This is a genomic window from Pseudoalteromonas sp. BZB3 (assembly GCF_040104455.1).
Taxonomy (GTDB): domain Bacteria; phylum Pseudomonadota; class Gammaproteobacteria; order Enterobacterales; family Alteromonadaceae; genus Pseudoalteromonas.
Window position 1 is genome coordinate 128,613 of sequence record NZ_JBECOS010000004.1, and the last position, 15,040, is coordinate 143,652.

Annotated in this window: 8 protein-coding genes; all 8 read left to right on the forward strand. The window is 44.1% G+C overall.

Annotated features, from left to right (window positions below):
* Positions 1-111 precede the first annotated feature (111 nt).
* The 8 genes from rplJ (at position 112) to tuf (ending at position 14,140) form a co-directional block, all read left to right on the forward strand.
* Positions 112-606, forward strand: a complete 495-nt coding sequence (rplJ, locus tag ABMY35_RS04830) for a 50S ribosomal protein L10 (RefSeq protein WP_058028510.1) — start codon at positions 112-114, stop codon at positions 604-606.
* Positions 607-683: 77 nt separating this feature from the next.
* Complete coding sequence (gene rplL, locus ABMY35_RS04835) at positions 684-1,046, forward strand: 50S ribosomal protein L7/L12 (protein ID WP_058028511.1); 363 nt, start codon at positions 684-686, stop codon at positions 1,044-1,046.
* 264 nt (positions 1,047-1,310) lie between these two features.
* The gene (gene rpoB, locus ABMY35_RS04840; RefSeq protein WP_349285246.1) at positions 1,311-5,336 is read left to right on the forward strand and encodes a DNA-directed RNA polymerase subunit beta; all 4,026 of its coding nucleotides are present in this window, start codon (positions 1,311-1,313) and stop codon (positions 5,334-5,336) included.
* Between the two features lie 96 nt (positions 5,337-5,432).
* Entirely contained in the window at positions 5,433-9,614 is a 4,182-nt protein-coding gene (rpoC, locus tag ABMY35_RS04845; RefSeq protein ID WP_349285247.1) for a DNA-directed RNA polymerase subunit beta', read from the forward strand.
* 189 nt (positions 9,615-9,803) lie between these two features.
* Positions 9,804-10,178: a 30S ribosomal protein S12 gene (rpsL, locus tag ABMY35_RS04850; RefSeq protein ID WP_010387308.1), complete on the forward strand. Its 375-nt coding sequence runs from the start codon at positions 9,804-9,806 to the stop codon at positions 10,176-10,178.
* Positions 10,179-10,280: 102 nt separating this feature from the next.
* Positions 10,281-10,751 carry a 30S ribosomal protein S7 gene (rpsG, locus tag ABMY35_RS04855; RefSeq protein WP_058028514.1) on the forward strand — a complete coding sequence of 157 codons (471 nt, stop codon included), beginning with the start codon at positions 10,281-10,283 and terminating at the stop codon, positions 10,749-10,751.
* Between the two features lie 27 nt (positions 10,752-10,778).
* The gene (gene fusA, locus ABMY35_RS04860; protein ID WP_349285248.1) at positions 10,779-12,893 is read left to right on the forward strand and encodes an elongation factor G; all 2,115 of its coding nucleotides are present in this window, start codon (positions 10,779-10,781) and stop codon (positions 12,891-12,893) included.
* A gap of 62 nt (positions 12,894-12,955) precedes the next feature.
* The gene (gene tuf / locus ABMY35_RS04865; RefSeq protein ID WP_058028464.1) at positions 12,956-14,140 is read left to right on the forward strand and encodes an elongation factor Tu; all 1,185 of its coding nucleotides are present in this window, start codon (positions 12,956-12,958) and stop codon (positions 14,138-14,140) included.
* Positions 14,141-15,040 lie beyond the last annotated feature (900 nt).

Genomic DNA, 15,040 nt, shown 5'->3' on the forward strand with positions numbered 1-15,040 from the left:
TAGATTTTCCTAATCTTCTGGCTCTCGCCGTAAAAAGCACCTCAGCAATTTTGTTGAGGTAAGAGTAGAACTGAAAACCATTAGGTTTTTAATTAACCAGGAGTAACACCCATGGCTTTAAACCTTCAAGACAAGAAAGCAATTGTTGCTGAAGTTAATGAAGTTGCCAAAGGTGCTCTATCTGCAGTAGTTGCAGATTCTCGTGGTGTGACAGTTGATGCTATCACTGCTCTTCGTAAAGAAGCTCGTGAAGCAGGCGTTTGGATGAAGGTTGTTCGTAACACCCTAGCTAAACGTGCTGTTGAAGGTACTGATTATGAGTGTCTTAACGAGTCTCTAGTAGGCCCAAGCCTAATCGCTTTCTCTTCAGAGCACCCAGGTGCTGCTGCGCGTATCTTCTCAGATTTCGCGAAAAAGAATGAGCTATTCGAGCTTAAGTCTGCTGCATTCGAAGGCAATATCGTTGACGTAGATATGCTTGCTAAGCTACCTACTTACGACGAAGCTGTTGCACGCTTAATGAGCGCTATGAAAGAAGCGTCTGCTGGCAAATTGTGTAAAACAATTGAAGCAGTTCGCGTTAAGAAAGAAGAAGAAGCTGCTTAATTTTAAGCCTTTATTCACTTTCTCATTTAAAAATTTTTTTGAACCTCATGGGTTCGTAATTAATTAGGAAATTTACAATGTCTGTAACTAAAGACCAAATCCTTGACGCGATTGCTGAAATGTCAGTAATGGAAGTTGTTGAACTAGTTGAAGCAATGGAAGAAAAGTTCGGCGTAACTGCAGCTGCTGCTGTTGTTGCTGCAGGTCCTGCTGAAGCTGCTGAAGAAAAGACTGAGTTCGACGTAATCCTAGCTGCTGCTGGCGGTAACAAAGTTGCTGCTATCAAAGCTGTACGTGGTGCAACTGGTCTTGGCCTTAAAGAAGCAAAAGCTCTTGTTGAGTCTGCTCCTGCGCCAATCAAAGAAGCTGTTTCTAAAGAAGAAGCTGAAGCACTTAAGAAAGATCTTGAAGAAGCTGGTGCTGAAGTTGAGATCAAGTAATCTAGCTACGGCTAGGTTCGCTGCCTGAGCAATCAGGCAAGGGCTGGTGATTATTTAATCACCGGCCCTTTTGCGCTCTAGTATGATCATATTTACTAGACGCAAAAAACTCTAAATTTCACTTTTATTTCAATAACTTAAGTTTTTTGCTAATAGCAGTGGCATTTAGTGCAACAATGAGATGTTGTTATCATGGCTTAGATGCCAGTAATGCTGTTCTTACAAGAACAGGTTGGGTCAAAGATCAGCAAGCTGAGGAACCCCATGGCTTACTCTTATTCTGAAAAGAAACGTATCCGTAAGGATTTTGGTAAACGTCCACAAGTTTTGGATATACCTTTCTTACTGTCTACACAGTTAGAATCGTTCAAAAAATTCTTGAATCCTGACGCTGTAGGCGACTATGGACTGGAAGCTGCATTCCGCTCTGTTTTCCCTATTAAAAGCTACTCGGGTAATTCTGAGCTCCAATACGTAAGTTACCGTATTGGCGAGCCAGTATTCGATGTAAAAGAATGTCAAATTCGCGGCGTGACTTATTCTGCTCCACTTCGCGTGAAATTACGTCTTGTGCTAATGGATAAAGAAGCACCAGGCACAGTTAAAGACATTAAAGAGCAAGAAGTTTACATGGGCGAAATCCCGCTCATGACCGATACCGGTACTTTTGTAATCAATGGTACAGAGCGTGTTATCGTTTCTCAGCTACACCGTTCTCCTGGTGTATTCTTTGATAACGACCGTGGTAAGTCACACTCTTCAGGTAAAGTACTTTATAATGCACGTGTTATTCCTTACCGTGGTTCATGGTTAGACTTTGAATTTGATGTAAAAGATAACCTATATGTACGTATCGACCGCCGTCGTAAGTTACCGGCGTCTATCATTCTACGTGCTTTAGAGTTTACATCTGAAGAGATCTTAGCAATGTTCTTCGAAACGACAACGTTCGAAGTTGCTAACGGTAAAGTATTAATGGAGCTTGTTCCTTCACGTCTACGTGGTGAAACAGCTGCATTTGATATTAAAGACAAAGACGGTGACGTGATCGTTGAAGCCGGTCGTCGTGTTACTGCTCGTCATATCAAGACTCTTGAAAAGAAAGAAATTACACAACTTGAAGTACCACATGAGTACATCATTGGTCGTGTAGTAGCGAAGAACTACATCGATGAGTCTACTGGTGAAATCATCGCAGAAGCGAATTCTGAACTTTCACTAGAGCTAATGGCTGAGCTTGTTAAAGCAGGTCACGCGCAAATCGACACACTTTACATCAATGATGTAGACAGTGGTGCATACATTTCCGATACATTACGTATCGATTCTTCTACAAACCGCTTAGAAGCGCTTGTTGAAATCTACCGTATGATGCGCCCTGGTGAGCCACCAACGAAAGAAGCTGCAGAAGCTTTATTTGAAAACTTATTCTTCACTGAAGAGCGTTATGACCTATCAACTGTAGGTCGTATGAAGTTCAATAGCCGTGTAGGTTATGATTCAGATACAGGTCCAGGTACACTGAGCAAAGAAGATATCGTATCAGTAATGAAAGTATTGATCGATATTCGTAACGGTAAAGGCGAAGTGGACGATATCGACCACCTAGGTAACCGTCGTATCCGTTCTGTAGGTGAAATGGCTGAAAACCAATTCCGTGTTGGTTTAGTACGTGTTGAACGTGCTGTTCGTGAGCGTTTAAGCTTAGGTGATCTTGACAATGTAATGCCTCAAGACCTAATCAACGCGAAACCTATTTCAGCAGCAGTTAAAGAATTCTTTGGCTCTTCACAGCTGTCACAGTTCATGGACCAAAACAACCCGCTTTCAGAAGTAACGCACAAGCGTCGTATTTCTGCATTAGGTCCGGGTGGTCTTACACGTGAACGTGCAGGCTTCGAAGTTCGAGACGTACACGTAACGCACTACGGTCGTGTTTGTCCTATCGAAACGCCTGAAGGTCCAAACATCGGTCTGATCAACTCACTTTCTACATACGCACGTACTAACGACTATGGTTTCTTAGAAACACCATACCGTAAAGTTGTTGATGGTGTAGTAAGCGACGAAGTTGATTACCTATCAGCTATCGAAGAAGGTCAATTCGTAATCGCTCAGGCGAACACGAACCTGAACGACAGCAATGAATTTATTGATGAGTTAATCCCATGTCGTCACAAAGGTGAATCGACATTTATGGGTCGTGATGACATCCAATATATGGACGTATCACCTCAGCAGGTTATCTCAGTTGCAGCAGCACTAATCCCATTCCTAGAACACGATGATGCTAACCGTGCACTAATGGGATCGAACATGCAACGTCAAGCAGTACCAACACTACGCGCTGATAAGCCGTTAGTAGGTACAGGTATCGAGCGTACACTAGCAAAAGATTCTGGTGTAACAATCGTTGCTAAGCGTGGCGGTGTTGTTAAGTATGCTGACGCAAGCCGTATCGTAGTTAACGTAAATGAAGAAGAGCGCATCCCAGGTGAAGCGGGCATCGACATTTACAACTTAACTAAATACACACGTTCTAACCAAAATACGTGTATCAACCAGAAACCAACTTGTATGGTTGGTGAGCCGGTTGTACGTGGTGACGTATTAGCAGATGGTCCTTCGACTGACTTAGGTGACTTAGCACTAGGTCAAAACCTTCGCGTGGCATTCATGCCATGGAATGGTTACAACTTCGAGGATTCAATCTTACTATCTGAGAACGTTGTAAAAGAAGATCGTCTAACAACAATCCACATTCAAGAACTTCAGTGTATCGCACGTGATACTAAGCTTGGTCCTGAAGAGATCACAGCTGATATTCCAAATGTAGGTGAGTCTGCACTTGGTAAACTGGATGAGTCTGGTGTTGTTTACATCGGTGCTGAAGTAAAAGGTGGCGACATCCTTGTAGGTAAAGTAACACCTAAAGGCGAAACGCAACTTACTCCTGAAGAAAAGCTACTACGTGCTATCTTCGGTGAAAAAGCATCTGATGTTAAAGACAGCTCACTACGCGTACCAAACTCTGTAACTGGTACAGTGATCGACGTACAAGTATTCACTCGCGACGGCGTTGAAAAAGACAAGCGTGCGTTAGAAGTTGAAGAAATGCAGCTTCGTGAAGCGAAGAAAGACTTCAACGAAGAGTTCAGAATCCTTGAAGGCGGTATCTTAACACGCGTACGTACATTACTTGTACAAGCGGGTCTAAGTGAAGAGAAAGTAGCTGAATTAAGCACTGACAAGCTACTAACTCAAAGCCTAGCTGATGAACAGCAACAAGCTGATCTTGAGCAGCTTGCTGCACAGTACGATGAGCTTAAAGCTGAGTACGATAAGAAGTTTGAAAACAAACGTCGCAAGATCACTCAGGGTGATGACTTAGCACCAGGCGTACTTAAGATTGTTAAAGTATACCTAGCTGTTAAACGTCGTATCCAACCAGGTGATAAGATGGCTGGTCGTCACGGTAACAAAGGTGTTATCTCGACAATCGTACCAGTAGAAGATATGCCATACGATGACAAAGGTCGTACTGTAGATATCGTACTTAACCCGCTGGGTGTACCATCTCGTATGAACATCGGTCAGATCTTAGAAACACATATGGGTCTGGCTGCACGTGGTATCGGTGAAACGCTAGAAGAGATGATGAAAGAGCAGCGTGAAATTCACGAAATGCGCGATTTCATTGCAAAAGCTTACGCTGTAGGTGATTGCCGTCAGAAAGTTGATATTGCTAGCTTCTCTGATGATGAAGTCCGTCGTCTTGCGAATAACCTGAAAGGTGGTCTACCAATCGCGACTCCTGCATTCGATGGTGCACGTGAGTCAGAGATTAAAGACCTTCTTGAGCTAGGTGGTTACCCACGTAGTGGTCAGGTAACGCTATATGATGGTCGTACTGGTGATGCGTTTGAGCGTCAAGTAACCGTTGGTTACATGTACATGCTGAAACTAAACCACTTAGTAGACGACAAGATGCACGCGCGTTCTACTGGTTCTTACAGCCTAGTAACTCAGCAGCCGCTGGGTGGTAAGGCACAGTTCGGTGGTCAAAGATTCGGTGAGATGGAGGTATGGGCATTAGAAGCATACGGTGCTGCCTATACACTTCAAGAGATGCTGACGGTTAAGTCAGATGACGTAAATGGTCGTACTAAGATGTATAAGAACATCGTTGACGGTAACCACAAGATGGAACCGGGTATGCCAGAGTCATTCAACGTATTGTTGAAAGAAATCCGCTCACTAGGTATCAACATCGAGTTGGAAGAAAATTAATCCGACAGCCGCAGCTAAGCTGCGGCTCCCCGGACTGAAAGAATGTAGGGGCAAGCATTGCTTGCCCTCGAGATTAACTCCGACAGGAGAGCTAAGGTGAAAGACTTACTTAAGTTTTTGAAGCAACAAAATAAGACCGAAGAATTTGATGCGATCCGCATCGGTCTTGCTTCACCAGACATGGTACGTTCTTGGTCTTACGGCGAAGTTAAAAAGCCTGAGACAATTAACTATCGTACGTTCAAGCCTGAGCGTGACGGCTTATTCTGTGCCCGTATTTTCGGCCCAGTAAAAGATTATGAGTGTTTATGTGGTAAATATAAGCGCTTAAAGCACCGTGGTGTTATTTGTGAAAAGTGTGGCGTAGAAGTTACTTTAACTAAAGTACGTCGTGACCGTATGGGTCACATTGAGCTAGCTAGCCCAGTTGCACACATTTGGTTCCTTAAGTCATTACCGTCTCGTATCGGCTTAATGCTAGATATGACACTTCGTGACATCGAGCGCGTACTTTACTTCGAATCATTCGTAGTAACTGAGCCAGGTATGACTACGCTAGAGCGCGGTCAGCTATTAGGCGAAGAAGAGTACCTAGATGCACTTGAAGAGCACGGTGATGAGTTCGAAGCTAAGATGGGTGCAGAAGCTGTACTTGATCTACTAAAAGAACTAGACCTAGGTCAGCTTATCGCAGAAATGCGTGAAGAGTTACCAACTATCAACTCTGAAACTAAGCGTAAGAAGATCACTAAGCGTCTTAAGCTGATGGAATCTTTCCACCAGTCAGGTAATAACCCTGAGTGGATGATCATGAGCGTGCTTCCGGTTCTTCCACCAGATCTTCGTCCTCTAGTACCACTAGATGGCGGTCGTTTTGCAACGTCTGATCTGAACGACCTTTACCGTCGTGTTATTAACCGTAACAACCGTCTTAAGCGTCTACTTGACTTAGCTGCACCAGACATCATCGTACGTAACGAAAAGCGTATGTTACAAGAAGCGGTTGATGCGCTACTTGATAATGGTCGTCGCGGTCGTGCGATCACAGGTTCTAACAAGCGTCCACTTAAGTCGCTTGCAGACATGATCAAAGGTAAGCAAGGTCGTTTCCGTCAAAACCTTCTAGGTAAGCGTGTTGACTACTCAGGCCGTTCTGTAATCACAGTTGGTCCTACGCTTAAACTTCACCAGTGTGGTCTTCCTAAGAAGATGGCACTTGAGCTATTCAAGCCATTCATCTACGGTAAGCTAGAGCGCCGTGGCATGGCGACAACCATCAAAGCTGCGAAGAAGATGGTTGAGCGTGAAGTACCAGAGGTATGGGACGTACTAGACGAAGTAATCCGTGAGCACCCGGTTCTACTTAACCGTGCACCAACACTTCACCGTCTTGGTATCCAAGCGTTTGAACCTGTTCTAATCGAAGGTAAAGCAATCCACCTACACCCACTAGTGTGTGCGGCATATAACGCTGACTTCGATGGTGACCAAATGGCGGTACACGTACCGTTAACATTAGAAGCACAGCTAGAAGCACGTGCTCTAATGATGTCAACGAACAACATTCTATCACCAGCGAACGGTGAGCCTATTATCGTTCCTTCACAGGACGTTGTATTAGGTCTTTACTACATGACGCGTGATCGCATCAATGCCAAAGGTGAAGGCATTGTATTTAAAGATGCGAAAGAAGCTGAAAAAGCTTACCGTACAGGTGTTGCTGAACTTCATGCTCGCGTTAAAGTTCGTATTACAGAAACTGTTATCGATGAAGAGACTGGTGATCGTTCACAACAGACTTCTGTAGTAGATACGACTGTTGGTCGTGCGATCCTTTCTCTAAGCACACCTGAAGGCTTACCATTTGAGCTTATCAACCGTGCATTAGGTAAGAAGCAGATTTCTGCACTTCTAAATGAGTGTTACCGTCGTCTAGGTCTTAAAGACACAGTCGTGTTTGCTGACCAAGTGATGTATACAGGTTTCCACTACGCGATGAAGTCAGGTGTATCTATCGGTATTAACGATATGGTAATCCCACCGACGAAAGCAGGCATCATTGAAGCGGCTGAAGCGGAAGTATCTGAAATTAACCAACAGTTCCAATCAGGTCTTGTAACTGCGGGTGAAAAGTACAACAAAGTAATCGATATCTGGTCACGTGTTAACGAAAACCTTTCACGTGAAATGATGGCGAACTTATCGAAAGATACAGTTGTGAATGCACAGGGTGAAGAAGAAGAGCAACCTTCTTTCAACTCGGTGTTCATGATGGCCGACTCAGGCGCACGTGGTAGTGCTGCTCAGATCCGTCAGTTAGCGGGTATGCGTGGTCTAATGGCACGTCCAGATGGTTCAATCATTGAAACGCCAATCACGGCTAACTTCCGTGAAGGTCTAAACGTACTACAGTACTTCATCTCAACGCACGGTGCGCGTAAAGGTCTAGCCGATACGGCACTTAAGACAGCGAACTCGGGTTACCTAACTCGTCGTCTAGTAGACGTTGCACAAGACTTAGTTATTACAAACGACGATTGTGGCACGTTAGACGGTCTAACAATGAAGCCGCTAATCGAAGGTGGTGACGTTGTTGAGCCACTTCGCGAGCGTGTATTAGGTCGTGTTGTTGCTGAAGACATCTTAAAGCCAGGTACTGAAGAAGTACTTGTTGAACGTAACATCATGCTTGACGAAAAACTGTGTGACCTTTTAGAAGAGCACTCAGTGGACGAAGTGCGTGTACGTTCTGTTATCACATGTGATAACGATTACGGTGTATGTGCCAAGTGTTATGGTCGTGACCTAGCACGTGGTCATATCATCAACGCGGGTGAATCAGTAGGTGTTATCGCCGCTCAGTCAATCGGTGAGCCGGGTACACAGCTTACGATGCGTACATTCCACATCGGTGGTGCTGCATCAAGAGCGTCAGCAGAAAACAGCGTACAAGTTAAAAATAACGGTAGCCTGAAGTTACATAATGCAAAATATGTATTAAACACTGACGGTAAGATTGTTATCACTTCACGTTCAACTGAGATCACAATCATTGATGATCACGGTCGAGAGAAAGAGCGTTATAAGGTACCTTACGGTGCTGTACTTTCTGTACAAGATGGTGCAGAAGTTAAAGGTAACGATATCGTTGCAACATGGGATCCGCACAGTCACCCAATCATTCTTGAGCATGAATCAAAAGTGTCGTTCTCTGACATTGATGATAGCAACACAGAAGCACAGACTGATGACCTTACAGGTTTAACACGTGTTGTTGTTAAAGACCTATCTAAGGTTAATGCGAAAGAACCTAAGCTAATTATTGAGAACGAAGAACGTGGTCTTCAAGAGATCCGTCTACCTTCATTCACAACGATTGAAATCACAGATGGCGCAACAGCGGCACCTGGTCAGGTTCTAGCGCGTATTCCGCAAGAAGGTTCGAAGACTCGTGATATCACGGGTGGTCTACCTCGAGTTGCTGACTTATTCGAAGCGCGTAAGCCAAAAGATCCTGCAATCCTTGCAGAAATCACAGGTGTTGTGAGCTTCGGTAAAGAGACAAAAGGCAAGAAACGTCTAGTTATCACACCAGAAGAGGGTGATGCATACGAAGAGATGATCCCGAAATGGCGTCAGCTTAACGTGTTCGAGGGTGAAATGGTTTCTAAAGGTGAAGTTATCGCCGATGGTCCAGAGTCTCCGCACGATATCCTTCGTCTTCGTGGTGTAACTGATGTATCTAACTACATCGTTAACGAAGTACAAGAAGTTTACCGCTTACAGGGTGTAAAGATTAACGATAAGCACATCGAAACGATTATTCGCCAAATGCTACGTAAGTGCATCATCTTAGACGGTGGTGATACTGAGTTCTTAGCAGGTGAACAAGTTGAAGTGGCACGCGTTAGTATTGCAAACCGCGACTTAGAGAAGCAAGGTAAGATACCAGCTAAGTATGAAATTCAGCTGATGGGTATCACTAAAGCGTCTCTTGCAACAGAATCTTTCATTTCTGCAGCATCATTCCAAGAAACAACTCGTGTTCTTACGGAAGCAGCAGTAAATGGTAAGAGCGATGAACTACGAGGCTTGAAAGAGAACGTAATCGTGGGCCGTCTGATCCCAGCCGGTACAGGTTTTGCGTATCACCAAGATCGTATGAATCGTCGTAAGCAAGCTGAGCTTCCAGTTGAAGAGCAAACAGTAAGTGCTGAAGAGGCAACTCAAGCATTAACTGATGCACTGAATGCTGATCTATTAGGTGGTGAAGAGTAATTCTTCCCACTAAATAGCGAAAGATAATACGGGCAAGTCTGAGAAATCAGGCTTGCCCGTTATTTTTTGGTTGACAGCTCAATCTTTGCTCATTAAAATTCCGCCACCCATTTATTCGTTCGAATAAAAGAATGTTTAAATAGGGCGGATTTTTTCATTTTTCAGTAGTAATTAATCAGGAGCTATTTAATGGCAACTATTAACCAGCTAGTGCGTAAGCCACGTCGTAGCAAGGTTACAAAGAGCAACTCTGCTGCTCTTAAAGCTTGTCCACAGAAACGTGGTGTATGTACTCGTGTATATACAACAACACCTAAGAAACCAAACTCTGCATTACGTAAAGTAGCGCGTGTACGTTTAACTAACGGTTTCGAAGTAACTTCATACATCGGTGGTGAAGGTCACAACCTTCAAGAACACAGTGTTATCTTAATCCGTGGTGGTCGTGTTAAAGACTTACCGGGTGTACGTTTCCACACTGTTCGTGGTGCACTTGACTGTGCAGGCGTAAATGACCGTAAACAAGGTCGTTCTAAGTACGGTGCTAAACGCCCTAAGGGCTAATGGTTCTCCGTTAGTAAGGCCAAGCACTTAAATTTTTAATTTTTATATTTTGTTTTGGGAGTCGCTGAAGTAAAGCGAACCTGAAGATACCGGAGAAATAAAATGCCTAGAAGACGCGTTATAGGTCAACGTAAAATTCTTCCAGATCCTAAGTTCGGATCAGAACTTCTTGCTAAATTCGTTAACGTAGTAATGTTAGACGGCAAGAAATCTACTGCTGAAAAAATCGTTTACGGTGCGTTAGACGTGGCTGCTGAGAAATCAGGCAAGTCGCACCTAGAAATCTTTGAAGCTGCACTTGAAAATGTACGTCCAGCGGTTGAGGTTAAATCTCGCCGTGTTGGTGGTTCTACATACCAAGTTCCAGTTGAAGTACGTCCAGTACGTCGTAACGCATTAGGTATGCGTTGGTTAGTTGATGCTTCTCGTAAGCGTGGCGAAAAGTCAATGGGCCTTCGTCTAGCTCAAGAGATGCTTGATGCAGCTGACAACAAAGGCACTGCGGTTAAGAAACGTGAAGACGTTCACCGTATGGCTGAAGCGAACAAAGCATTCGCTCACTACCGTTGGTAGTCTGCTAACACCTTTTAAGAGGATATTATGGCACGTACAACTCCTATTGAGCGTTACCGTAACATCGGTATTTGTGCTCACGTAGATGCAGGCAAAACCACCACAACAGAACGAGTTCTGTTCTACACGGGTCTTTCTCATAAGATCGGTGAAGTTCATGATGGTGCTGCAACTATGGACTGGATGGAGCAGGAGCAGGAGCGTGGTATTACTATTACTTCTGCTGCCACAACGTGTTTCTGGAAAGGGATGGATGCTCAGTTTGATGAGCATCGTATTAACATCATCGATACGCCAGGACACGTAGATTTCACCATCGAAGTAGAGCGTTCATTACGTGTACTTGATGGTGCAGTCGTGGTTTTATGTGCTTCATCAGGTGTACAACCACAAACGGAAACAGTCTGGCGTCAGGCCAATAAATACGAAGTTCCTCGTATGATCTTCGTAAATAAAATGGACCGTACAGGCGCTGACTTCCTAGCAGTTGTGGATCAGGTGAAGAACCGTTTAGGTGCGACACCTGTGCCAATTCAGTTACCAATTGGTGCTGAAGACGAATTTAAAGGTGTTATCGATCTAATCAAAATGAAAGCAATCAACTGGAACGAATCGGACCAGGGGACGACTTTCACTTATGAAGAGATCCCAGCAGACCTTCAAGACCTAGCAGAAGAATGGCGAGCAGAAATGCTTGAGTCTGCTGCTGAAGCGACTGAAGAGCTAATGGACAAATATCTTGAAGAAGGTGACTTAAGCGAGGCTGAGATTAAAGCTGCGCTACGTCAACGCACACTGGCCAATGAAATCGTGCCAATGACCTGCGGAAGTGCATTCAAGAACAAAGGGGTTCAAGCAGTGCTTGACTCGGTTGTTGAATACATGCCTTCGCCTACAGAAGTAAAAGAGATCCAAGGTATCCTCGAAGACGAAACCGAAGGAACTCGACCAGCTGACGACAATGCACCTTTTTCTGCATTAGCATTTAAAATTGCAACTGACCCGTTTGTTGGTACATTGACTTTCTTTAGAGTTTATTCAGGTACAGTGAAGCAGGGTGATGCAGTTTATAATCCTGTTAAATCGAAAAAAGAGCGTTTAGGCCGTATTGTACAAATGCATGCTAACTCTCGCGAAGAAATTAAAGAAGTTCGCGCGGGTGACATTGCAGCAGCAATCGGTTTGAAAGATGTGACTACGGGTGACACGCTTTGTTCGAGTGACTCAGTAATTACCTTAGAGCGCATGGAGTTTCCTGAGCCGGTAATTTCTGTAGCGGTTGAACCGAAAACTGTAGCTGACCAAGATAAAATGGGTATTGCACTAGGTAAACTAGCTGCAGAAGATCCATCTTTCCGTGTTGAAACAGATGAAGAGTCTGGCCAAACCATCATCTCTGGTATGGGTGAGCTTCACCTTGATATCATTGTTGACCGTATGAAACGCGAATTTGGTGTTGTGTGTAACGTGGGTAAACCTCAAGTTGCATACCGCGAAACAATTCGTGCTTCAGTGGAAGCTGAAGGTAAATTTGTACGTCAATCAGGTGGTCGTGGTCAATACGGTCATGTTTGGCTTAAACTTGAACCAATGGAAATTACGGACGACGAATCTCCTACTTACGAATTCGTGAACGAAATCGTAGGTGGCGCTGTTCCTAAAGAATATATTCCAGCGGTTGATAAAGGTATTCAAGAGCAGATGCGCCAAGGTGTCTTGGCTGGCTATCCGTTACTTGGTGTTAAAGCAACGTTATTCGATGGTTCTTTCCACGATGTTGACTCTAACGAAATGGCCTTTAAGATCGCAGGTTCAATAGGTTTCCGTGATGGTGCGCTGGAAGCAGATCCAGTTATCCTAGAACCTGTTATGAAAGTTGAAGTAATCACCCCTGAAGAGAACATGGGTGATGTAGTAGGCGACTTAAACCGTCGTCGTGGTATGATCGAAGGTATGGAAGAAGCGTTTGGCGGCTTGAAGCAAGTTAATGCTCAAGTACCACTTTCTGAAATGTTCGGTTATGCAACTGATCTTCGCTCTGCAACGCAGGGTCGCGCATCATACTCTATGGAATTCTCCAAGTATGCTGAAGCAGCCAAAAACGTTACAGAGGCAATAATTGCAGCTCGCGCTGTAAGATAATTTTAGTTCGGTCCGATTCATACTGGATCGGACTTTAATTTCTTTTATAGGAAATTTTTAAGATGGCAAAAGAAAAGTTTGAACGTTCGAAACCGCACGTAAACGTAGGTACAATCGGCCACGTTGACCACGGTAAAACAACTCTAACTGCAGCAATCACTAACGTACTTGCAAAAGTATACGGTGGTGACGCAAAAGACTTCGCATCAATCGATAACGCTCCAGAAGAGCGTGAGCGTGGTATCACAATCTCAACTTCACACGTTGAGTATGACACACCAACTCGCCACTACGCACACGTAGACTGTCCAGGACACGCTGACTATGTTAAAAACATGATCACTGGTGCTGCACAGATGGACGGCGCGATCCTAGTAGTTGCAGCTACTGACGGTCCTATGCCTCAGACTCGTGAGCACATCCTACTTTCACGTCAGGTTGGTGTACCTTACATCGTTGTATTCATGAACAAATGTGACATGGTTGACGACGAAGAGCTACTAGAGCTAGTAGAGATGGAAGTTCGTGAACTTCTTTCAGAGTACGACTTCCCAGGTGATGACCTACCTCTAATCCAGGGTTCAGCGCTTAAAGCACTAGAAGGCGAGAAAGAGTGGGAAGACAAGATCGTTGAGCTTGCAGAAGCACTAGATTCTTACATCCCAGAGCCAGAGCGTGACATCGATAAGCCATTCATCATGCCTATCGAAGACGTATTCTCAATCCAGGGTCGTGGTACTGTTGTAACTGGCCGTGTTGAAGCTGGTATCATCAACGTGAACGACGAAGTTGAAATCGTAGGTATCAAAGAAACTACGAAGACAACTTGTACGGGTGTTGAAATGTTCCGTAAGCTTCTAGACGAAGGTCGTGCTGGTGAGAACATTGGTGCACTTCTACGTGGTACTAAGCGTGACGAAGTTGAGCGTGGTCAGGTTCTTTGTAAGCCTGGTTCAATCAACCCACACACGAAGTTCACTTCAGAAGTATACGTACTATCTAAAGATGAAGGTGGCCGTCATACTCCATTCTTCAAAGGTTACCGTCCACAGTTCTACTTCCGTACAACTGACGTAACAGGTAACGTTGAGTTACCAGAAGGCGTAGAAATGGTAATGCCAGGTGACAACATCAAGATGACTGTTGAGCTAATCGTTCCAATCGCGATGGACGAAGGTCTACGTTTCGCGATCCGTGAAGGTGGCCGTACAGTTGGTGCTGGTGTTGTAGCTACAATCGTAGAATAATCTACAGATTGCAGTAACACTGTGAAAAAGGTCACTTCGGTGGCCTTTTTTAATGCCTGTAATTTAGTGCAGCTTATGAAGGTGGCGCACTTTACCAGATAGGTGCTGGTGTTGTAGCAACTTTTGTTGAGTAATATCGACTTTAGTTAATGCCACAAAGCATTAAAAAAACCCGAGCTTAGGCTCGGGTTTTTTGTTTTTAAGGGTATAAAACTAGGAAATTTTAAAAACTGTGAAACTTGCTTCAGGCTAGTTCTCAGTTGTAATTCATCCATGAAGCAGGGTTCCATCGCGCATCCATGCGCTCACATCTTCCTGCTGCGAAGCTTCGGTCAGTCATCGCCCTTGCGCAAAAGGAATGGAGCACTGCGTGCTTGTCATTAAACTTTTGCACCACTCTTGAGCAAAAAGACCGCCATTACTTCGTTCGCAGTCGATAACCTTTTACACCACTCTTGCGTAAAAGGAATAAAGTACAGCTATCAGCATGCCCACAAACCTTAGCTACTAAATTAGTAATCAGAAATCTTTATATAAACTCATACCACTAGATGCTCTAATAATGCTACCAAACATAAAGTAGATACAGCATGAATGAACAAAATAGAGCTGTAAGCATTCTTCCTTGATAGGTATTAAATCCAAATATGGGTATAAATCGAATTTATTACTCTAAATAGCGCAATAAAGCAGCGTTAAAGTATCAAAAATGGGCGTTTCGTTTAAAATACACGCGAACAGTCAGTTTTTTGCATTTTTCTTTAAAAAAGGGCTTGCGTAATTTTCTGCTCTCCCTATAATGCGACCCCACTGACACGGGGCGAGACGCTGAAAAGCAAATCAAAACGATGTCGAGTCAAATAAAACTTAATCTTAAAACTTTCTCTGAAGAAAAAGATT

Excerpts from the sequence above, each read along its gene's own strand:
- rpsG (WP_058028514.1), top strand. The coding sequence starts at position 10,281 with ATGCCTAGAAGACGCGTTATAGGTCAACGTAAAATTCTTCCAGATCCT.
- rpoB (WP_349285246.1), top strand. The coding sequence starts at position 1,311 with ATGGCTTACTCTTATTCTGAAAAGAAACGTATCCGTAAGGATTTTGGT.
- rplL (WP_058028511.1), top strand. The coding sequence starts at position 684 with ATGTCTGTAACTAAAGACCAAATCCTTGACGCGATTGCTGAAATGTCA.
- rplJ (WP_058028510.1), top strand. The coding sequence starts at position 112 with ATGGCTTTAAACCTTCAAGACAAGAAAGCAATTGTTGCTGAAGTTAAT.
- fusA (WP_349285248.1), top strand. The coding sequence starts at position 10,779 with ATGGCACGTACAACTCCTATTGAGCGTTACCGTAACATCGGTATTTGT.
- rpsL (WP_010387308.1), top strand. The coding sequence starts at position 9,804 with ATGGCAACTATTAACCAGCTAGTGCGTAAGCCACGTCGTAGCAAGGTT.
- tuf (WP_058028464.1), top strand. The coding sequence starts at position 12,956 with ATGGCAAAAGAAAAGTTTGAACGTTCGAAACCGCACGTAAACGTAGGT.